The sequence below is a fragment of the Dictyobacter halimunensis genome (assembly GCF_036245075.1).
Genome location: NZ_BSRI01000001.1, coordinates 3,142,027 through 3,162,941, shown reverse-complemented (window position 1 = coordinate 3,162,941; position 20,915 = coordinate 3,142,027). Strand labels below are relative to the sequence as shown.

The following is a 20,915-nucleotide window of genomic DNA, read 5'->3' as shown; positions in this document are numbered from 1 at the left end:
GGTTGTAGACACCTGGTCGCAAACGGCGGAGACGACGTGCCTTACAGGAACGAACGGCACTGAGTCCTTCCTTTTTTCACTCTCAGTGTGAATGTTTCTCTCTACCAAACATTCACAAACCCTGCTCATTCTCGTCTTCCTCTCTGCTACCATCAATTCGTTCTTTCCTAGCAGAAAGAATCATCATTCCCCTTAAGTGGCCGTTTCAACGCTTTTGCCCCAAAGAACGTTCTGGCAAATTTATAGCTCTTGTCCATTCATTCTTGGGATTTTCTGCTCGCTTGCTTCGCACAATTTTAGAGAGAAAGAAGGCACTGCGATCTCTTCCTGAAGCAGTGAAGAGGTATTTTTGTAAAAAAAGAGGTAAAATGCATATACTAGAAAAAAATTTACGCATATTACGACTCTTCCATGCCAAGGGAAGAAAAGACGAGGAGCGTCACGTGGAGATTTCTAAAGCTGTGCCTCAAGATGCGGCGCTTATCAAGCAGATCATGTTGGCATCAAAGGCTCATTGGGGGTATTCCGAGAACTGGATAGCCGCCTGGGGGAATCACCTTACCATTTCACCAGCCTATATACGTGAGAATGACATCTATATAGCAAGAGAAAATCCGCAGAGCGTTCTCGGTTTTCACGGGATAAAACTCCATGAGAAGGGCCTATGCGAACGGCTTGAACTTTGGGTGATCCCACAACGGATAGGGACAGGTATAGGACGTCTTTTGTTTTTGCATGCATTGGAGATGGCTCGCGCCCTGGGAGCCAGCGAGATGCAATGGGAAGCTGATCCTCATGCTGTTGGTTTCTATCACCATATGGGTGCTTATCACATTAGAGAGATCGACTCCAAACTAGAGGGGCAGCGCCTCCCCGTCATGGGGATCAAGATAGCCTCTTCTGCCTTCTCATCAGGAGTTTCCGCCCATGCAGATTAAATGCCCTTTTTCCTTCTTCCATGATATCTGCTCTCCGGTAGAAAGTGTGAACAATCAGATACGGTGTAAGACGCGTTGGCGAAGCAGGGCGAACCCTGCCTTGCCATACATTTGCCGTTTTATGAGCTTGAGCCTCGTCACCTGTCCCGCGACCATATCGTTGTTGATTGTCCAGGTTAAACCAGCTTGTACCGCGTCTTTATCCTTTTCTACCCCTGCCGCAAAGGATTGGAGTTCTGGCAGTCCACTCTCGGCAAATCGGCTCTCCACCACAAAAAGTGAGCTTGATTGCTTGAAGAGAGAAAAAGGCCTCGGTGAAGCGTGAGTTGGTGCTATTTGGTACTCTCAGGAGAGGACGAACGCTATCAGAAACGACGCTCGAGAAAGCACGCGCAGACGCAATAAGTCGAATTTCGCACGTCCATAGACCATGCGTTTTTGCAGTTTAAGCCGGGCTACCTGCCCCTCGACCTGACCATTACTCCACTTTGAAAAGAAGGCTGCATGTACTGCTACATAATCGCGGCGAACCCCGGAAACAAAACGCTTGAGCTCGGCAATATCACTCTGTTCAGCAGTCGCAAGCCATTCGTCCAAATCCTCACCTCTCTGCTCAGAGAGCATCGAAACAAATTTCTGGGCGAGTTGATACACTTTCTCCAGATCGGGGTGAGCCTCTCGAAGCTGTGAAACATATCTGCGATCTTGCTCATCTAGTTTTTCTGGCGGACGTACACAGAGCCAGGAAGCCCGCGTTGGAGTGAGACGCCGTTTTGGGGCGGATTGGACCGACGAGACAGGAGGAGAACAAGCAGCCAAAGCCGGAGATGTGGGGACGCAGACCTGTTGTTTGCGAAGCTGCGTGATAAAGAGCCGGAGTAAAGGCTCCGAGCCAGTATATCCGGCCAGTGTGACCTCGTGGCAGATCTGGGTTCCGTTATGGCATCCTTGTGCCCAGCGTTCCAAAATCAGGGGCTTGTAGGGATCAAGAATGCTCGGCTTGGGCACAGAGGGGACCCGTTCAGGGAAGCCCTCAGCCTGAATGAATTGCATCACCTTGTGGCGCGAAAGTTTCAAACGATGGGCAATTTGGCGCCCAGAAAAGCCTTGTTAGTGCAGCTCTCGAACCGCTTCATAGCGCTCATACCGTCGTGCTCGACTCGCTTGTTTGCGTTCTTGCGTCACTGTCAACTGCGTTTGAGGGGTGGCTCGATCTTCATACACCCGCAAACTGGCCGACATCTTGCGAAAATGAGGCTTCTCTTGATTGGCAGGGGGAAAAACAACGGAGGATTTCTGTAGTCTTTCTCGCACTTTTTGTAGAATGGCCTCCGAAGCAACGTGCTCGATTTCTGGAAGTAAGGCTTGTTTGCGAAGCAGAAAATCGCGGAGATGTTCGCGGAGGTTTTTTAAAATATTAAATCGATCCGCAACTTCGTGTGCGTGTGGGGCTCCTTTTCGTGCCGCCTCAGCGTAGGCACCTGCGCAATCTCGACTGACGATCTCAATTTCTGGATGAAGCCGTAACCAGGCTTCCACCGTTTCAGCTTGGCGGTCGGGGAGAATCTCGATGGGGCATCGCCGCTCGAGATCGACAAGAATACTTCCGTATGTCATACCTTTTCGCCAGGCCCAATCGTCCACTCCAAGAATCCGAACGACATCGGGGGCAGGGACAGACCGCTCACGCGTACGACGAAGCAGTGTGGTTGCGGTGACAGACATTCCTAACTTCGAAGCCAAACGCTCTCCTGCCTCTGCACAGGTAGCAAAACCTACGTCCTGGAGAGCTTGGCGCAAACGGTTGGTCAGGCGAGCATACGAGAGCACGAACTCTGGCATGCGCTCAGTAAAAATGTTGTGGGAGCACGCTGGGATTCCGCAGATACATTTCCTCACAGTCAGTGCCAGGGTCACCTGACGACCGCCGCTTGGAACATCGGCGACCAATCTTCGATACGAACTATGTATTCGTTCTGAACGCTGCTGGCATCCTGGGCAGAGGGCGAAAGGAAGATGGCAGGTAATGCTCACCACCAAGCCAGTGTCTGAGGCTTCAACTCCCAAGATGCTGATCCCGTCGGGGAGAGGAAGAAATGGAGAAGAGATTGTGTCTGGATTACTCATCGAACTGCACTCCTTGCGCACATTCCAGAGAATATTCGCCTGATTTTCCAGCCTGCTTACAGTCCAGAAGTCAATCCCGTCGAACATCTCTGGGAGGAACTGCGCGAGAAATACCTGCACAATAGAGTTTTTTCGTCACTGGAGAACTTAATCGGCGTGCTCTGTCAGGCACTCTGCGAATTGACGGTGGACAAGGAACGGCTCCATTCTATGATGTTTTTTCCTCATTTCAGAATGGGGAGTTAGATCGTAACTTGGTATCACTCCTCTCTCGCTCCCCAGAGATAAAAAGAAGCAATAAAGTGCACCTTGCTCTATTTTATTGCACAACACAACACACGCCCTCTTCCCTTGCTCCGACGCTGCTCCCTTCTGTTGTACCCCAAAACAGTTCCAGGTGCATCCGCCCTGGCGATCTCCAATGCAGCGAGCACACGCCCTCCCCCTTGTCATTCACCCTGTCACTCTGGTTCTCAGACCAAACGTGGAAAAGAACAGAAACCCACATGTCAAAACAAAGGGAAGAGCCATGGCAGAACAAAGGAGAGACAGCATGGATACCTGATATGAGTGCCATAACAGTATTTCCTTCACCTTAGTACTATTCGCAGTTAAATAGAAATATTTAGCCGTATTGCTGCATGTATCTATAGGCGTCACTCTATTCAGAGTGGATCGACATCTCTAATATACATATTTTTTTGAAGCTGCAAACGTTATTCTTTCTCGAAAGAGGAAAAACACATGCCACGTCAGTTTTTGCTCACATGTATGCTCTGTGCGTTACTGTTGATTCCTGTGGCATGCACAGATGCACCTTCAACACGTGTACAGGCCAGGCAGTTTCCTTCTGCTACATCCAACATCTTGAAGGTAACGCCAACTCCCCCCAAGGTACATGTCACACCGGCGCCTGTCACCAAAGTGCCGCCAGGATTGGTACATGCACTCTTCCATCATGGCACAAAGAGTCGTAAAGAAGTTGCCTTCACCTTTGATGATGGACCGAACATCACGTATACACCACAGATCCTGGCAATCTTGCGTCAATTCAACCTGCATGCCACCTTCTTCGCTATTGGGCAGCACATTCTCGCCTACCCCCACATTACCAAAGCGGTATACGCGGCGGGACATACCATCGGTAACCATAGCTGGAGTCATCCACTCCTGACAGCCCTGAAACCAATGCAGGTCCTGTGGCAAATGGAATATACAAATCAAGTTATCCAGCAAACCATTGGTATCAAACCAACCTTAATGCGGCCCCCATATGGCGCTATCAATAGAATGTCGCACATACAGATTGAGAACACGGGACTCTTACCGGTCCTGTGGAATGTTGATAGCGAGGATTGGAAGCACCTGGGGGTACATACTATTGTCCAGACCACCCTGCAAGAAACCAGAAATGGCTCGATTATTTTAATGCACGACGGCGGTGGAGATCGCTCACAAACGGTGGCCGCACTTCCACTCATCATTCGATTACTCGAACAGCGCGGCTATTCTATCGTTCCCATGCAACAATTATTGGACCACTATGCCGATGCTCCGAACGATTGCCGGAAAATCTCCCTGCTTCCCAACCTCAGCTTGAAATGACCATACCTTTTCTTGTAAAGAGGGACGAAAAAGTGGCAAACGTTTCAAAAAGAGGAAAGGCGCTCAACTCACTCAGGGGTGGTCAGGATATGATAGAGGAGAAAGTCGAAATTTTCACCCTTCTTCCCCAGATGGCACCCATCCACACCACCCGGCTGGCCGCCCTCCTGCGCTCCCCATTGGAGCTTTAGCGGCACACATCCTCTCACACAACCACGAGCAGGCCCGGTGAACATGCTAGGCCTGCTCGCTCACCCTATTCGTCCAGACGACATACACATAGGTCGCCGCACCGTCACATTTCCCTCACATACAAACGTCACCTCCCCGGCACACCACAGCACCTTCACCGACCACCTGCTCATCGTGCTCTCCTGATGCGACCGTGCTGGCCCGCTACCCCCTCATGCTTTGGCAGCGTGTGTGAGTATCGCGGCTTCGTCTGCCATCAGGGGAAAGTCCTGCTCAAAGAAGAACAGGAAGATGGAGGTGTGGACGTGTTACAACGACTGCTCAGTGTCTTTGGCGTGACGCTGGATGCTCGAGGATACTTTGCCCCACTTAATGCAGTTTCTTCGATTCAGATTCGTTCCCAAGCTGAGTTGCTTCGCGCGATCTCTGCAACAATGTCTATTCTTCTCCCTTCGCACGCTCACCACGTTCCTTCCTGTCACTCTGGCTACCAGACCAAACGTGGAAAACAACAGAAACCCACGTCCCATACACAGAGGGAAGATGATTCCATTTCATCCCTCTTGCCACCTATCAGAAGGTCCCTATGGCTCGCAACACACACTTGATGGCGCAAAAAAAACGTCACCGTTCCAATCAACACCAAGGAGGAGGCAACAAACGTGAAAGGTCAGAAGTACGCAGCGGCAAAGGCAGCTGAGATACGCTTGGTCAAGCGCTTACCCGAATATTGGCGGGTCACGGTTGACCACCCACCGATCAACATCTTTGTTCCAGAGATGCTCCCGCAAGTGGGTGAGATTATCACGGCAATCGGAACCGACGAGCAGGTTAAGGTGGTGGTTTTTGACAGTGCTGTCGAAGGTTTCTTTTTGATTCATTTGGATTTTCTTGCAAACCTCGATGATTTTGCACACCTCTCTCCTGGCCCAACAGGCTTGCATCCATGGCCCGAGATGTTGGCGCGGCTGAGCCGTGCACCAGTCGTATCAATAGCGTTGATTCGCGGACGGGCAACTGGCATGGGAAGTGAGCTTGCACTTGCCTGCGACATGCGGTTTGCAAGTCGCGAGAAAGCCATCTTGTCGCAGTTTGAAGTCGGCACAGGTCTGGTGCCTGGTGGCGGCCCTATGGCGCGACTGTCGCGCCTCATGGGAAGAGGACGCGCACTTGAAGTAATTTTAAGCGCGGACGACATCCCAGGCGACCTGGCCGAACGCTACGGCTATGTAAATCGGTCGTTACCGGATGTTGACCTTGACGGATTTGTCGATACGCTTGCCACCCGAATCGCTTTCTTCGATAAACAAACAATCATGGATGTTAAGCGCCTTGTCGACGTCGCTAGTTTGCCGCCTGATATCGAAGTCCAATCCGGGTGGGATGCTTGTGTGGCTTCGATGGCGCGACCGGCCACGCAACAGAGAATCAAAGCACTGATAGAGCAAGGTTTCAGCAAACCTGGCGATGCAGAAGATCGCTTGGGAGATTTCGTGGGACGGCATGATACAAAATCCGGAGATTGAAAGCGACTTCAAATGGTTGGAGGAACAGCGGTTCCCCTCGGCAAGCCAGCTCACCTGATGTTCATGTGCTCGTTTCAGAGGAAGAATGGTGCAACTTGCGCGGAATTCCCCGGTTGCCTGGTGGCGTGAAAGAGACCGAACCTCCCCTGAACGAGCACATGAACAGATATGGCTGAGACATTCCAGAAGGACCTGTCTTGGAGAGAGTAAATCGTTACCCCTCGAACAGATGCTCTCCACGATGTAGGCGCAGCGCAATCTGATAGGTCTGCCCCTGGGCGCGCGGCGTGGGCGCATGCGCCGCCAGGTAGCGGGCTGCGGCAATCAACACATGTGTTGCCTCCGGCGTGCCACGCAACAACTCATATTCGCGAAACGCTGCCTCAACTGCCTGGATGCTGTGGAAATCTCGATCCTCCCGTAACAGCGCATGGCCCAGCTGCGCCAACAAGTGTCGTTCATCTCCTCCTTCGCAGAGATACCTTGCCACCAACTCGGCTACCTCGTTCACCTGCTGTTGGGTATCTAACTGCGCTAACAACTGCTCCAGCATTCGCTCAGGCTGGTCCCCCCTGGGCTGCGGCTCTGGGATCCGCGTTGGAGGGATGTTGAGGAAGCGGTCCAGATAGATGCTCATAGCGGCATCACCCACTCCACGCAGCAGTTCCGCCTGAGCTGCCTCCGCTTCTGGCACTGTTACAATGCGCCGCAGGCCCATGTGTACTGCATGCGCAAAGGTGAAGGTATGCAGGGTGGTATCCCAATCGCCAAACTCGTTACTCAGATGGAAGCGGGCGATACGTAACGCGGCTGCATAGCTCACCGCACCCGCCACCTGTTCTGGCGTCGCGCCCTCACGCAAGGCTTGGAGCAGGGCTTCCATCGTCGCCTGCGGGTCATCTGCGAGCACCTGCTCAGCCAACGCCACACGCCCGACCCAGGCTCCCTGCGCTTGACGTCCTTCAGTCAGCGCCGCTGGAAGTTGCGGAAACGCTTGCTCCAGGAGCGCCACCAGATCGAGCGGATGGCGCCAGGCATTGCTCTCTTCCTGCCGACTGCCCGCCGCGATGCCCGGCACCAGACTACTTAAGACCGCCTCGGTCACGTCGGGCTCCCAGCCCACCAGATCGAGCGCCTCCAGCGCCTTATTCACAAAATCTAGCGCGTGCCCAATTTGGAGATAGCGATAATCGGTGGTGGCAGCAAAGAGCAACTCAGCCAGTTCTGCCGGACTGAGGCCCGCACGCACAGCGCTCACCAGCACACGCTCAGCCCCTTCCTCATCGCGCACCGCCAGGAATTGTCGGAACCAGCGTTTGAGCGTGGATGCAGGAGGCGTCGGTCCTGGCAGCGGCTTGAGGATAAAACGCTGCGCCGCCCCGGCGGTTTCCCGTGAGACAGCGTCCAGCCCCTGATACACCGCGCGGGGGCGCTCTTTGGCGTCCAGATGAGGAAGGAGGTTACCAAAACAGGTGAGCATAGTCAGGCCCTGACCCCAGCCCAGGCGGCGGTGATGGACGCCAAATTCCAACCCGATACGCAGTGGCTCGCGGTCATCTCCATCCTGCTCCAGCAGCGCAATCGCGCTCTTGGCTAGGACCAGACGAATATTCTGTTCTAACCCATCACGCAGCCGCGCGCGAGCATGGGCACGCAGGTCGCGCTCTCCACCGACATCCACCCAAATCTCCTCGCCACGCACCTGCACTGGGAAGACCTGAACATCATCTGCAAACGGGTCAAACGTCCCGCCTGTGCGGAGATCAAAGCGTGCCGCATGCCAGTGGCAGGTAAGAATGCCATCGCGGCAGGTGCCGCGATCCAGGGGAAAGCCCATGTGGGGGCAGCGGTTATCCAGCGCGTACACGTGCCCAGCAGAGTGCCAGAGGACGAGGGTACGCCCAGTGACATGCACTGTCTTGCACCCCCGTGCGTCCAGGTCGTGGACGGTTGCCACTCGCTGCCAATTGGTACCAGTTGAAGGCTGGGAGAGCATGGTCATAGCAGAACCTCCTGGAAGTGGGAAACACCATCAATTACCCCTATTTTACCATGTCTTCCCAGCATGCACCCTGTCCGAAAGGCGAGGTTTTCTGCCCGTGCCCCTTTGGGCAGGAGGTGCCTGATGCCCATGCGCTCGTTTCAGGGGAGGTTCGGTCTCTTTCACGCCACCAGGCGTCACTCCATAAACCCGTGTTGTGAGCGTATGTATACTTTCTACAGACAGCAGAGACGCATAGGCACCGTGGAGGGATCATCGCCCCAACCACTCTAACAAATCGCACAACCCGTGCCTGCTGGAGAATACAGGCGGGATGGGTGGGGCTGATCCTTCCTCCTTCACATCACAGAAAAGGAAACATACAGGCTCACCTGACAGGCTCACCACGTCACTCTCACACATCCTCTGGCCTCTGCCAGAGCACCATCCCGTCACCTGACAATACCAACAACGCTCATCTCTCTCCCCAGCTAAAAAATCCAGGCTGATATGCATTTATCTAAAGAGATGCCTGAAATACATCCCGATTCCTGGAAGGAGAACACCCATGCAACCACGTTCTTGGCGGCCCTGGATCTTTGGCAGCCCGGCACACTTCTCCTGAAATGGGCTTACTTATTTTTTGCATCAGCCACTTGTTGATCATGGCTGCCGAGACGATGAAACCGTCTGATTTTTCCAGTGGGTGATGAAGGTTCTGATACGCCCAAAGGGTCTTTGCTAAGGTGTCCGTAGATTCTTGCTGCATTGAGCCTCTTCTCCACTGCTGTTATGGTGCCATCAGTACTTTCAATGCCCCTTTCTCCTGCACCTTCGCAAAGGCATCTTGCCACTGTTGCAGGGACCAGGTACCTGAGATGATGGCCTCGCTCTTTACCAGTCCCAGTTGCAGAAGTTCCAGAGCACGGGGCCATGCTTCAGGAATAGAGGCATTGGTGCCGCTCACCGACAGTTCTTTGTAGCAGATTGTATCAACGTCGATGGGCACAGGTTTTCCATAGAGACCAATTTGACCGTAAGCGCCACGCTTGCGAACAACCTGGAGGAGAAGGTCGGCAGAAGGGCCGGCACCAGCACATTCTAAGACCACATGGGCACCGCCATTGGTCAGGGCTGTGACCTCGGCTATTGCCTGCTGACTGCCGAGAACTTCAACATTGAATGTCTTGTGGGCACCTAACTGTGTCGCTACCTCCAACCTCTTGGTATCCTGAGTGAGACCAAGCGCGATCACTCTTCCGCCCGCGGCTCTGGCAACCTGGAGAGCAAGCAGCCCCATGGGTCCTGGACCAGAAACAACCACCCAATCACCAGGATGAATACGCACCTGGTTGAGAGCATGGACGGTGCAGGCAAGCGGCTCTGTCAGCGCTGCTGTTTCCCAACTCAGAGAATCTGGGATACGGTGGAGAAGACGCCCTGGAACCTCAAGATATTCGGCAAAACCTCCATCAACCTTGGAGCCGATAGAACGACGCTGGGCACAGAGATTGGAATAACCAGCGCGACAGTACTCACATTGCAAACACACCCCGTAATAGGTCTCTGTGACTACACGATCCCCCACCGACCAATCGGATATGCCAGATCCCACCTCGACGACCTCCCCTGCCACCTCGTGCCCCAGCGTCACTGGTGGGATGGTGGGAAACTCGTCGTGCAAGATATGAATATCGGTGCCACACACACCAGCGGCCTTCACCGCCAGGACAACATGCCCTGGCACAGCTCTGGGATCTGGAACATCTACCAGTTCCAGGTGTCCTGCTCCAGAAGCCAGTTTCCTCAGTGCTTTCATGCTTTCTCACTTTCATTTCTTTTCGTCTGGAAGTCGGCTCTCGATTTCTGGGACCACACTCATACACCCGGCTCCTTCACATCCTGGGCTGGTCTTGCAACAAACGGGGCAAAACCTCATGGCCTAATAATTCGAGGGAACGGAGTGAGTCTTCGTGTTGCATACCAGCGGCGTACAACTGGCACATAATCTCCTCAAAGCCATACTCTTGCTGCCATGCTGTAAGTTGTTCAACAATCTGATCAGGTGTTCCGATCACCGCATTCAAGCGATGTATCAGTTCGAAGTACTCCTTATTGTCTGTACGCCCATCCCAATCGATGCGACAATCGTGTCTGGCATAGCGTGCAACAGTCTCTCGTGTCTGTTCCCTGGCCTCTTGCTCGCTCTCGGCCACATAGACAAAACGTAACAATGAGACCAGGCCGGGCTTACCCTCTAGCGCCTCGCGATACCGTGTGATCATTTCTTGATGGCGCGTGGCAGGGCCAACGCGAGGAATCAACAAGCCATAGCCATAACGACCGGCCACCTCAGGGGTTGAGTTGCCTGCAGCTAACCAGATTATCTGCTGTGCAGGCTGCATGGGATGAGGGTTCACCTCAATACCTTCATACTGATAGTATTTGCCTGATAGTATTTGCCCGCAAAGTTGACCTGCTTCTGGTTGAAAGCCTGGCGTAGAATCTCCACAACCTCTATCGTGCGGGCCGTTTTCTCCTCGATAGGGATGCCAAACCTTACAAACTCAGCAGGTTTATTGCCCCCTCCCGATCCTACACCCAGCCTCACACGCCCACCCGATAACACATCCAGTAGTGCGGCATCCTCTGCCAGGCGTAAGGGATGGTAGTGGGGAGCCTCAACGATGGCTGTGCCAAGGCCAATGCGGCTGGTCAGGCTACTGATGCGTGCCAGATAGAGCAGTGGGTCAGGCATACGACCGTAGAGTTCGAAATGATGCTCGGCCAACCAGATCGCATCAAAACTCAGGCGGTCAGCAGCAATTGCCTGAGCCTCGACCTCTCGGTACACCGCAGAAACGGATTGACCGGGCAGGATATCAAAGTTATAGAACAGCGAGAAACGCAAATGCAACCTCCATCCACCAGGCTGGATGAGCTACAAAATAAGCATAGTACAGAATTGATCAACTCCATGCCAATGGCTTCCGATTTTTTCAAGCCCCATCCTATTTCACCAAGCCGGGCCAATCCTCCCCTGTCTTTTAAGCAGGGGAGGATTGCCGTTCCTTATTTCGGGGGGGATTGGGTGGGGGGATTGGCATAGCCTTCTCCTTTCGCGTAGCTATAGCCATCCGAACGGTGCAGATGACTGAAAAAGCGCACATCCAGGCCGGCAATACGCCCACGCCGGGTGGTGATATCAAACGAACCCGTCGCGCGCACCAGGACCCTGCCCACATAGACCCCCTGCTTTTTGCCCCTCGTGACGATGGCCCTGGCGATATCGCCCGTCTGGAAGCCCTGGACTTTTTTCGGCCCTTTGGGCGCTGAACACGGCAGACCGATCTTATTGACGTTGCGCATGCGCCGGCACCCATGCCCACACGCCTCGATGCGTAAGGGATGCACTCCTGCGACCTGCAAGACGTCGGGCGTACTGGCCCCTACGCATGCCGCATCGAGCCAGTGCGTCTTCGGCAGGTTGCGCATGACGCGGTTGTATTTCGTGCGTCCCCCGCTGCCACACTCGATCGGCAGACCCACCGCTTTCAACCGTTCGAGCAACACCAGGCGTGTGGCATTGACGGCGGCTGCATCCTTCAACGGAGCTTTGGCCTGTGCCTGGATGCGTTTCAACACCTCGGGCTTCTTCTTGAGGAACACCGAGAGATCCAGCGTGCCTTTCTTCCTGTTGCAGGCTTCGCATGCGAGCGTCAAGTTGCTCACGCGGTTGCTGCCTCCCCTGGCGCGTGGCACGATATGTTCCACCTGCAGAGGGACCCCTTCTTTCCCGCAATAGGCGCATTTCCTCTGCCACTTTTCCAGCAGGTATTCGCGGGTCTCGTAGCCAGCGAGGGTGCCTTGCTGATACTGCGTGCCGCTGATGTCCGGATGCTCCATGGCTTGCATGTCGAAGCGGACCAGTTCCATGCTGATCGCCTGGATGGAAGCCAGGCGGCGCAAGCGCTTGACCCAGGTGACCACGTTATGGATGCGGCTCAAAAGCGAGGGGGGCAACCAGCCCTGCTCTCGCCTGCGATTGCGGTAGCGGGGAGGGCGGTAGCGGGTCTGGCGTTGGCGGCGGCCCCGCCGGACACCTCTGCGGGTGGTGAGGTCCTTCGTGATCTGCTGCCCCCGGTGGACCAACTCTGCGGCAAAGACCACCACTCCGCTCTCGTCGTTGACCAGCGCAAGGCCAGTGGTCTTGCTGCCTGGATCGATCTTGAGGCGCAACGGCTGCGCCTCCTGGGCAGGGGCACCACCTTTCAACACGATGGTGAAGGGATAGCGTCGCCACACAGCGGCGCGACCCTGCTTTAAGAGCAGGCGAGCATGCCCAGGATGGACCGGGGCACGTGGCTCTTTGTTGGTATCCACGACAAACACGTGCGACATAGCAACTCCTGGCGCCCCTTGCGGAGCCTCCGCTTGCGCGGGTAATGGTGGCCTCGACAATGTTGGAAGCGGTTTGTGTGCCAGCGGCACTGACCGTACCCTCGATCTGTTTAACCACTGGCCGTAGAGTTAAACTAAGCGAGTTCGTCGCCTTTCTCGCTCGTCTTCAAAACTGGACGGGAGCCTTTCGACTCATCCAGCTCCTCAATAATTTGGTTCTTGTCATGAGTACCTCTGGCAGCCGAACTATCTTCTGCTGTCTTTTGGTCATGGCAGTGTCGGTGGAGCAATTGCATATTCTTGTATTCATCCTTGCCACCTTGCGATTTGGGATGATATGATCGATTTCCAGCAAATCTCCATCTTTAAAGTACAGCCCACACTTTGCACATTTGCCTTGCTGTTGCTTAAGCAGTTTGGCTTTATTGGCAGGCAGATCAGGGTGGTGTCCCATTCTGGTCGCCCAATAACTCCAATCGCCGTCAAAGGGGCTTCTGTTCCCTGCTACTTTGATGTGGTCTACCTGGTGGAAATCTGAGTGCTTCAGCAATTGTTCTCCACCAGGTATCCCAAATCGCCATTCTGTCCCTGCCGACCAGTATTTCCTGTGTCGCCATTGGGCAGATTTATGGTTGTGACGGCGTTTGCCCCAACGCAGAAGCTTTAGGCAGGTCAGGTGTGTTACCTTTGCGAACGTTTCGCCTGCGCTTACTCTACAATGATAATTACACCACCCCCTGATAATTCGGTTTAAACCTCCAATGAGATGCTCCTGTTTGTGAGACTGGTGCTTCTGGATCTCTTCCTTAATCTTCAGGAGATGCCTGTGTACCGCTTCTTTGCTCGGTTTGATGATTGTTTTGAAACCAAGTGGTCGAGAGGCTGGTCCGCCTGTTTCTCCGGTATGCGTTTTGCCTACAGGATATTGGCGGATGTGCCATCCCAAGAAATCAAACCCGACATTTCCTTCATGAGTATGAAGGGTGTGGGTAATTCTCGTTTTACTCGGTTTCAGTTCGAGACCCATGCCTGCAAGCCATCTTGCCGCTACTTGTTTAGCCTCCTCTATGACCGCTTTATCCCTATGCACAATCAGGAAATCGTCGGCATACCGGATGACCAATGGTTTCCAGTTGTAGATCTTCTTTCCCTTCACCGTTTTCGTGTCGGAAAAGGCGTCTCTTACTGCGGTTTCCAGTCCATGTAAGGCGATATTGGCAAGCAAAGGTGACACCACGCCACCTTGAGGTGTGCCTTCTTCTGTTGGAAAGAGGGTTTCCCCTTCCATGACTCCCGCTTTGAGCCAGGCTTTAATGATTCGTCTGACTTTCGGCGTAGTCGAGAGTTTGTCCAAGAGGGCTTGATGGTTGATGAGATCAAAGCATTTGGCGATATCCGCATCCAGGACATATTTATCCAGTTTGTTGATACCGATCCAAATGGCCGTCATCGCATCGTGGCATGAGCGTCCTGGTCGAAAGCCGTAGGAATTTGGCTCGAACTTGGCTTCCCATTCGGGTTCCAGTGCGAGCTTGACTAGTCCTTGTAATGCCCTTTCGTACATGGTGGGTATCCCTAAACCGCGTTTTTCCTGTGTTCCAGGTTTTGGTATCCATACCCTTCGTACAGGGCGCGTTTTCGGGACCAGTTCCAATCCTCTGACAAGTGCCAATCGTTGTGGTGGCGTGAGGGATTTCACTCCATCTACTCCGGCGGTTTTCTTGCCCTGATTGTCCTGCGTTACCCGACGTACCGCAAGGCATTTGGCTGACCAGGATTTCATCAAAAGTTTTTGCAAACTGTGGACTGTCTTGACATCGCCACGCTGTGAGGCTTGATAAATGCGCTTTTGGAGCTTGAATACCTGCCGTTCAATGGTTTCCCACGGCAAGTCTTCCCATCTATACATTGTCATGCTCATAGCTTCTTGACTCCTACTTGAGCCTCTATCGTCCAAACTATCGTGTCTCTGTCAGCATATCTCAGACATTACTCTGAGCCTTTGCTTCTGAGACAATCCTGCCAGCATTGCGCTTGCGGGTGACTCCCTACTCCCAGTATCGACCATCTGGGAGAGCTTCAATGCTGGTTATCCCGTTCCTGATGTTCGTTTTGCGTCGTTTTAGGAGAGTACTTTTCACCGGGTTTAATGGGGGTGAATCCTGGTCTTTACCGCTGAGCCAGGCCCCTATCCTTTCCCATTTTGGGCAAGCCAATAATCCACGTAGGCTTGGTGCCAGTGACGATGAATCAACGTACTTCGCTTTCGCTTTCCATGACGACCTGCATGTAGAGGAGTCCTGTTGGATTCAGGTTTCCTTTACATCCTTCCCGCTTCAGGGATTGAGGGTCAGTCGCTACCCTGGGGAAGGAGCATTTCCTCATTCACAAAGGGTTGGGGATTGGCGGTTGTCTCACCCAACATCGAACATCAAGTTGTCAAAGTACAAACTTTGCCACGTATCCCCCATGTTGCCACGGTTTCACGTGAACGGGTCGCACGCGGTGGGCTGGCCTCGCACCCACCGGTACTTATGGTTGTATTCGCCCCCAACGGAGCCCTTTCGGGCCAAGTCTGCTCATGTTGCGGTCGGAAAATGGCGAGGCGTGCGTCAATCGCTCGGATTGCTGCAAACCCCGATTTTCAAACCGGGGTCCATGACCAGTTCATGTGGTTTCTACCACATCATACTGAGGTGCTTCGTTTTTTTCAAGCCTTTTCCTCTTTTTCACCAATGAGTGGGGTACTACCTGTTTTGGCTTTTCCGCTGGTTTTGAAGAGGTGTACAACCTGCTGTTTACATTCTTTCGTGAAACAATAAACTTCACTCAACTTCTTCTATCTAATTCACGAAGAGTCCCTTCACAATTGGAAGGAGACTCTTCTGTGGCTAAAGACTTGGGAGAAGGTTTCCCCACCACGTCCCGCTCGTGAAGTGCGTTCGCATTACCGTTGGAGTTGGTCTGATCGGCTCTCACGGAATGCTTGGTGGGGGCCACCGCAATGGCGTGTTTCCGTGGCAGGCATCCCTATCTTTCTCGCTATCAAGTAATACAGGAGGACATGGCTTACAATCAGACGATGTTCGTGCGTTGCTATTGCCCTTATGAGCTCCTCATGAGGGCTGAGAGCCCCTGTCTGTTTTTAACAATCTCTTCCATTGTTTCATTGCCCATTTACTACACTCTCGTTGCGTATCTCGTGGGCAGAACCTGCAATTATGTCGAGATACAGGCAGCGACTTGCCAAACAGAACAATTGCTGATCTATGTTGAGTAAGCGTGGTTCTGGCGAATCATGCGAGAAGTGAAAGGGTTAATCGTATATAAGCGAAGATAAAGAGCAATACAAACTTTACAAGCCAGAAAAGCCTGCCGACGAGAAAACCCTGAGGAGAGAGCGACAGGAGATCCGTGAAGCGACTAAGCATGCCGCTGAGGGGAGGGAGCCAGTCAGCCGCGAGCAGGCCGAAAAAGAGTTCCACGATGCGGTACGTAAGGTACAGCAAGAAAAGAAGAAAAAGTAAGGTCAGCATAGTAATATCAGCCTTCTGATATACATATGTCGTCCTCAATAAAGAATATCCAGTCATATTTACGGACAAGCCAATAAAGCATGACTGGATGTTTTTTCGCTCCACTGCTCTCTGTATGCGAACAGATGCATTACCCATTGGGAAGGGAGAGAGGTGCGAATGTGTCATCTTACTCGTACGTACGTCAGTGCAAGGTCCTTCTCCCAGGTCGCTCCCTCTCGTGACATTTCACCCTGGCTTTCCATCTCGTTGCTGTTGTCTTCTATGGTCATGGTACATCGCTGAGAAAAACTGGGCTCATCACGCCACCACTTGAGCTGATTTCCTGTCATGAACATGTCGTATTTTCTGGAGATGCCACGTTCATCAAAGGTAAGCTGAAAATAGGTTTTCGCCACATCATCGCTGCCAAAAATCGCAACCCCGTCAGGAAAACGAGGGTGATCAATCTCTGTGTGCATGATCAAGAACGCGCCACCAGCAAGCCAATCAAAAGTTGTACGGCCATGCAAGATTATCCCGGGAAAATAGGGATGAGACCCGGTGGTTTGCCATTGCCCCACGAACACCTTCAAGGGTTCAAGCGCGGGGTTGGGTCGTAATGCTTTGCATCCGATTTGTTCTTCCATATTTTTCTCCGATTTGCCTTTCTTTTGAACGAGAAGGATGCATTCCTTTTCTTACTCTTCTTTTTCAGAACGCTTCAGGTGGTCATTGAGAGGTCAATCTCAACAGGAATCTGATTTTTTTCCAATCAGTTAGCTCATTCATCACCAAATGTGGGACAAATCCATGTTTGAGGGCAAATCCGGCTCATATGGTACCTGGTATGCCAGAAAAAGCGAAAACCACTCACCCACACTTGTGAGAACACGTCGTTGGAGCAGGCGTCACGAGTCGTCACCAGGCAGCCAATTGTTGGATCAACGGCGGCGATACGCCAGGTGAAAGGCGGCCAAGAACAAGACGTTTGAGAAACCCTGAGAGCAAGATCGATACATCTGGACAGCAATCCCATCCTGCACTATACTCACGCCACCTCAGGCCTCCTGTTTGAGCGGGAGGGTGACATGAAATGTCGAGCCGTGTCCCACCTGGCTCTCCACGGTGATGGTGCCCCCATAGTGCGTGACAATCTCGGCGACCAGGTACAAGCCAATCCCCAGACCCGGAATGGTATGCTGTCTTGCTCCAGAGGCTCGATAAAAGCGTTCAAAGATTTTCTCGCGCTGCTCTCGCGGAATGCCGAGCCCATGATCACGCACGCTGATCGTGACCGCCTCTGGAGAAGCGTTAAGGTCAATCTCGACCGTTGTTGCCTGGGGTGAATATTTGATGGCATTACTGATCAGGTTGGTAAAAACTTGTCCAAGGCGGTCTCTGTCTCCCAGGAACAGCGTCTGTGTAACACCACGCAGGATGATGGTATGTGTTGAACACGTCTGCTGCAGTGTTTCGACGATCTCTTCAAGCAAGGCGTCATGATCCACGGACTCCTGGGCATATGTCAGGACGCCGGTCTGAATTCTGGAGACATCGAGCAACGTTTCCATGAGCCGCACGCCCGTGTTGATCTGTGTCTCTATCTGGGCCAGGTCCGCCGATGACTGCTGCATGCTCTGCCTGCCAAGGCGCTTTTTGAGCAGCGCGGCCTGGAGTTTTACGGTGGTAAGTGGCGCCCGGAGTTCATGACTGGCCGTGCTGATAAAGTTATCCTTGCGCTGCTCCAGTTCCTTGCGGGCCGAATTGTCCAATACAAAGGCGATCTCCTGGGACGAATCAGCTCGCAATTTGATACATCCCACAAGCACCGGAAGGCGACTGCCATCTTTACCCACGTACTCTTTCTCATAGGGCGTTATCGACGGCTGTGTGACAAGTTCCTGACGAGCCTGCTGAGTACGAGCCAGATAGTCTGGAGGCGTCATGCGCATCCAGTTGATGCGCCCTTCACGCAGATCTTCGGGTGTATAGCCGGTCATACGCAGAAAGGTGTCGTTCGCGTCGACAATCTGCTCCTCTTCGGAGACAAAGATCCCGATAATGTTGGAGTTGATGAGGGCGTGGACGCGGGCCTGGCTCTGGCGTAAAGCTTCCTCCGTCCGTTTCTGGTCATCGACATCAGTGCTGGTGCCAAACCATTTGATGATCTGGCCTGCTGCATCGCGCACCGGCAGAGCGCGCGTCAAAAACCAGCGATACGCTCCTGTGATCCCATTCCTGAGACGATATTCGATCTCATAGCGTCCCCCTGTTTCGAGCGAATGCTGCCGAAGAGCAAGCACACGCGCAGCATCCTCAGGGTGTACGAACTGCAACCAGTGAAAATGCTGTAATTGCTCACAAGTGGCACAGGTATAGTCATAATAGCGAGGATTCGCATAACTCACAGACCCATCTGGTTGTGTCACCCAGACGAGTTGCGGCACCGCTTCGGCCAGCACGCGCAAATTCTCCTCGCTGGCTTTGCTTCGCAGTTCGGCCTGTTTCTGCGCATCAATGTCGGTACTTGTGCCAACCCACTGCACAATCATGCCTTGGGCATCTTTGAGCGGCCTGCCTCTGGTGAGAAACCAGTGATAGACTCCAGTCGTTCCTTGCCGAATGCGCTGTTCTATCTCATAAGGGCCCCCTATGTGTAGAGCAGCCTGCCATGCATCCCGCGTGCGTTGTCGATCATCAGGATGCAGACACTGGAGCCATCCCTCTCCCTGTATCTGGTCGGTGGTCATCCCAGTATAGTCGCACCCGCTTTGACTATAATAGGCGACTGACCCATCTGGGCGACAGATCCAGACGAACTGGGGCATAGTATCAAGCAACACACGGATTTCTTCTTCGCTCGCGGCAGACTTTTCCATGAACATAGTTGTGTCTGTCTCCTTTCACATGACCCACTCCCTTGGGATAAAGAGGCCTCCGTGTTTTCTTGCTGCAAGAGTGTCATTCACACGCCAGGTCTTCTAATCGCAACCTGTTTATCCAGGAGGGCTCTCTTTTCGGTTGGTTATCTGATGGATAGCCACGCTCGACTGCTTCTGATGGGAGAATACACCATCTGGCAACGTTGAATCATGGCTATTCCCAAGGTATACACACGGGAACGAAAGGAAGGAACTTCAGCCGCGCTGAATATCAGGCAAGAATCGTTGCTGCCTGCAAACAATCACTGAAGATTTTTGCACGCTCGACGTGTTCTTTGGCATGACAGAGAAAAAACGGGTGGCCATTGATTATGGCCCTGTCTTTTACAGGCATATCACAGCGAAGAGGACGGGGACTGAACATCCCAAACAATCGGTTCCCTTCTCTTGAATAGATTCTGCCTCCGTGGCGCCACGATACAGCGGTGTCGATAGTGCAGTGCTTTCATCGCCTGGCGTACGTACTGATGTGCTTTTTTAGCCATCTCTGGCTGATGCGATATGAGAGGACTCGTGACATGGGTGCGTTGGAAACACGAGCGAATGAAGCGACGCCTTTGATCGCTAGGAACAGAGATTTCCTTCTTACATCTATAGTGTAATGGATGATACGAGCGGTGTCAAACTCAACCTATGGTTCAGGGCGTTTCTTCCAGAACGTTTCCATCAGTATGATTTTCCTGACTACGGCAGAGAAATCTGCGTACGGGTTCTGTCAGAGCTGAGAATACAGAAAAGTGGTTCAAGCTCAGGGCATACAATATCAAATTTTTGTCCATTTTCTTCATGCGTCATTTGCACATTGGCCCCTACTCAATACAATCACAGAACAAATGCGGGATACGCTGCTGATGTGTCCACTCCATTCCTTCGAACGAGCGTTTTCAACCCCCAAATGTTGTGTGATTGTATTGAGAAGAGAAGAGCTACTCCACCTACTTAGCAGCAGGCTCTATCGCTTTTGCTACGTTCAGGATAAGATCGGCAACCGTGTTTGAATGGGAAATCATAGGGACATGGCTTGAGGCAATCGAGGCAACGGTCGCTCCTGCGCGTTGGGCCATGAAGCGCTGGGCATCAGGTGGGATCATCTGATCCTGTTCGGTGACCAGATACCATGCAGGCAGCGTTTTCCATACTGGTTCCCCAAATGTGTCTTCCGTGAGAAGAGTACTGGCAGCGATAGGTTTCTGCACCGCTGCCAGTACCCGCGCCTGTGCCTGGTTCACATCGGGGGCGAAGTACTGCGAGAATCCCTCTCTGTCGAGCCAGATAAGGCCCCACTCGTCAGGGCGAAATGCGGCTCCCCCTGCTGGTTGTGGCCCTCCAGTAATCAAACCTTTCAGCGACTCCCCTTGATCAGGGACGAACGCCGCCACGTACACCAACCCGACGACATTGGGTGCATCCTTCCCAAGCGCGGTGATGACTGCGCCTCCATAAGAGTGAGCAACCAGGATGGTAGGGCCGCTTTGAGCGCTTAGCACCCGTCGCACTTGCGCCACGTCGTCAGCAAAACTGGTCAGGGCCATCTGGACGGCAGTTATGGTGTTGCCTTCTTTCTGGAGCCGCTCAATGACACTGCTCCAACTGGAGCCGTCTGCCCAGGCGCCGTGAACCAATACAATATTCACTCCCTGGTGAGCGTGTTGATGAGCGAATAGGCTCATGAGTATGTTTTCCTT

The 20,915-nt window shown here is 53.0% G+C and carries 15 protein-coding genes and 2 pseudogenes; 4 read left to right on the top strand and 13 right to left on the bottom strand.

Translation table 11 applies throughout. From position 1 onward, the window contains the following. Positions 1-368: 368 nt before the first annotated feature. Positions 369-938 carry a GNAT family N-acetyltransferase gene (locus AABA21_RS12940; protein WP_338250548.1) on the top strand — a complete coding sequence of 190 codons (570 nt, stop codon included), beginning with the start codon at positions 369-371 and terminating at the stop codon, positions 936-938. Between the two features lie 54 nt (positions 939-992). Here the strand turns inward: AABA21_RS12940 and AABA21_RS12935 are convergent. The 3 genes and pseudogenes from AABA21_RS12935 to AABA21_RS12925 form a co-directional block, all read right to left on the bottom strand. Continuing rightward, positions 993-1,190, bottom strand: a pseudogene (locus tag AABA21_RS12935) (ISL3 family transposase); the annotation flags it as partial. Between the two features lie 93 nt (positions 1,191-1,283). Further along, the gene (locus AABA21_RS12930) at positions 1,284-1,991 is read right to left on the bottom strand and encodes a transposase (protein ID WP_338250544.1); all 708 of its coding nucleotides are present in this window, start codon (positions 1,989-1,991) and stop codon (positions 1,284-1,286) included. 57 nt (positions 1,992-2,048) lie between these two features. Then, the gene (locus AABA21_RS12925; RefSeq protein ID WP_338250542.1) at positions 2,049-3,065 is read right to left on the bottom strand and encodes an ISL3 family transposase; all 1,017 of its coding nucleotides are present in this window, start codon (positions 3,063-3,065) and stop codon (positions 2,049-2,051) included. Between AABA21_RS12925 and AABA21_RS39350 the strand changes: the two genes are divergently transcribed. Together AABA21_RS39350 and AABA21_RS12920 are read left to right on the top strand one after the other, a co-directional pair. Continuing rightward, positions 3,057-3,311, top strand: a complete 255-nt coding sequence (locus AABA21_RS39350) for a transposase (RefSeq protein ID WP_420917151.1) — start codon at positions 3,057-3,059, stop codon at positions 3,309-3,311. The genes AABA21_RS12925 and AABA21_RS39350 overlap by 9 nt on opposite strands. Positions 3,312-3,809: 498 nt before the next feature. Beyond that, positions 3,810-4,670: a polysaccharide deacetylase family protein gene (locus AABA21_RS12920; protein ID WP_338250540.1), complete on the top strand. Its 861-nt coding sequence runs from the start codon at positions 3,810-3,812 to the stop codon at positions 4,668-4,670. 68 nt (positions 4,671-4,738) lie between these two features. Here the strand turns inward: AABA21_RS12920 and AABA21_RS12915 are convergent, their stop codons facing one another. Beyond that, positions 4,739-4,867: a hypothetical protein gene (locus AABA21_RS12915; protein WP_338250538.1), complete on the bottom strand. Its 129-nt coding sequence runs from the start codon at positions 4,865-4,867 to the stop codon at positions 4,739-4,741. Positions 4,868-5,524: 657 nt separating this feature from the next. On the opposite strand from AABA21_RS12915, the gene AABA21_RS12910 reads away from it, so the two are divergent. Beyond that, a complete protein-coding gene (locus tag AABA21_RS12910; RefSeq protein ID WP_338250536.1) occupies positions 5,525-6,388 on the top strand; it encodes an enoyl-CoA hydratase/isomerase family protein in 864 nt (287 codons plus the stop codon). Positions 6,389-6,602: 214 nt separating this feature from the next. Here the strand turns inward: AABA21_RS12910 and AABA21_RS12905 are convergent, their stop codons facing one another. From AABA21_RS12905 to AABA21_RS12860, 9 genes and pseudogenes are all read right to left on the bottom strand, one after another. Continuing rightward, positions 6,603-8,390 carry a Rieske (2Fe-2S) protein gene (locus AABA21_RS12905; RefSeq protein WP_338250534.1) on the bottom strand — a complete coding sequence of 596 codons (1,788 nt, stop codon included), beginning with the start codon at positions 8,388-8,390 and terminating at the stop codon, positions 6,603-6,605. 769 nt (positions 8,391-9,159) lie between these two features. Beyond that, positions 9,160-10,188: a zinc-dependent alcohol dehydrogenase gene (locus AABA21_RS12900; RefSeq protein WP_338250531.1), complete on the bottom strand. Its 1,029-nt coding sequence runs from the start codon at positions 10,186-10,188 to the stop codon at positions 9,160-9,162. A 76-nt stretch (positions 10,189-10,264) separates the two neighbouring features. Beyond that, positions 10,265-10,774 (bottom strand): LLM class flavin-dependent oxidoreductase, encoded by a 510-nt coding sequence (locus AABA21_RS12895; protein ID WP_338250529.1) that lies wholly within the window; start codon positions 10,772-10,774, stop codon positions 10,265-10,267. A gap of 11 nt (positions 10,775-10,785) precedes the next feature. Continuing rightward, positions 10,786-11,280: an LLM class flavin-dependent oxidoreductase gene (locus tag AABA21_RS12890; protein ID WP_338250528.1), complete on the bottom strand. Its 495-nt coding sequence runs from the start codon at positions 11,278-11,280 to the stop codon at positions 10,786-10,788. 161 nt (positions 11,281-11,441) lie between these two features. After that, the gene (gene iscB / locus AABA21_RS12885) at positions 11,442-12,770 is read right to left on the bottom strand and encodes an RNA-guided endonuclease IscB (RefSeq protein ID WP_338250526.1); all 1,329 of its coding nucleotides are present in this window, start codon (positions 12,768-12,770) and stop codon (positions 11,442-11,444) included. Between the two features lie 134 nt (positions 12,771-12,904). Then, a pseudogene (gene ltrA / locus AABA21_RS12875) lies at positions 12,905-14,691 on the bottom strand (group II intron reverse transcriptase/maturase). Positions 14,692-16,470: 1,779 nt separating this feature from the next. After that, positions 16,471-16,935, bottom strand: coding sequence for a hypothetical protein (locus tag AABA21_RS12870; RefSeq protein WP_338250521.1), 465 nt, complete (start codon positions 16,933-16,935; stop codon positions 16,471-16,473). Between the two features lie 411 nt (positions 16,936-17,346). Next, the gene (locus AABA21_RS12865; RefSeq protein ID WP_338250519.1) at positions 17,347-19,173 is read right to left on the bottom strand and encodes a PAS domain-containing sensor histidine kinase; all 1,827 of its coding nucleotides are present in this window, start codon (positions 19,171-19,173) and stop codon (positions 17,347-17,349) included. Positions 19,174-20,165: 992 nt separating this feature from the next. Continuing rightward, complete coding sequence (locus tag AABA21_RS12860; protein WP_338250517.1) at positions 20,166-20,900, bottom strand: alpha/beta fold hydrolase; 735 nt, start codon at positions 20,898-20,900, stop codon at positions 20,166-20,168. Positions 20,901-20,915 lie beyond the last annotated feature (15 nt).

What these genes read in the sequence shown, in the direction of transcription:
- AABA21_RS12940 (WP_338250548.1), top strand. Translation starts at nt 369, where the DNA reads ATGCATATACTAGAAAAAAATTTACGCATATTACGACTCTTCCATGCC.
- AABA21_RS12930 (WP_338250544.1), bottom strand. Translation starts at nt 1,991, where the DNA reads ATGCAATTCATTCAGGCTGAGGGCTTCCCTGAACGGGTCCCCTCTGTG.
- AABA21_RS12925 (WP_338250542.1), bottom strand. Translation starts at nt 3,065, where the DNA reads ATGAGTAATCCAGACACAATCTCTTCTCCATTTCTTCCTCTCCCCGAC.
- AABA21_RS12920 (WP_338250540.1), top strand. Translation starts at nt 3,810, where the DNA reads ATGCCACGTCAGTTTTTGCTCACATGTATGCTCTGTGCGTTACTGTTG.
- AABA21_RS12905 (WP_338250534.1), bottom strand. Translation starts at nt 8,390, where the DNA reads ATGACCATGCTCTCCCAGCCTTCAACTGGTACCAATTGGCAGCGAGTG.
- AABA21_RS12900 (WP_338250531.1), bottom strand. Translation starts at nt 10,188, where the DNA reads ATGAAAGCACTGAGGAAACTGGCTTCTGGAGCAGGACACCTGGAACTG.
- AABA21_RS12895 (WP_338250529.1), bottom strand. Translation starts at nt 10,774, where the DNA reads ATGCAGCCTGCACAGCAGATAATCTGGTTAGCTGCAGGCAACTCAACC.
- iscB (WP_338250526.1), bottom strand. Translation starts at nt 12,770, where the DNA reads ATGTCGCACGTGTTTGTCGTGGATACCAACAAAGAGCCACGTGCCCCG.
- AABA21_RS12870 (WP_338250521.1), bottom strand. Translation starts at nt 16,935, where the DNA reads ATGGAAGAACAAATCGGATGCAAAGCATTACGACCCAACCCCGCGCTT.
- AABA21_RS12865 (WP_338250519.1), bottom strand. Translation starts at nt 19,173, where the DNA reads ATGTTCATGGAAAAGTCTGCCGCGAGCGAAGAAGAAATCCGTGTGTTG.
- AABA21_RS12860 (WP_338250517.1), bottom strand. Translation starts at nt 20,900, where the DNA reads ATGAGCCTATTCGCTCATCAACACGCTCACCAGGGAGTGAATATTGTA.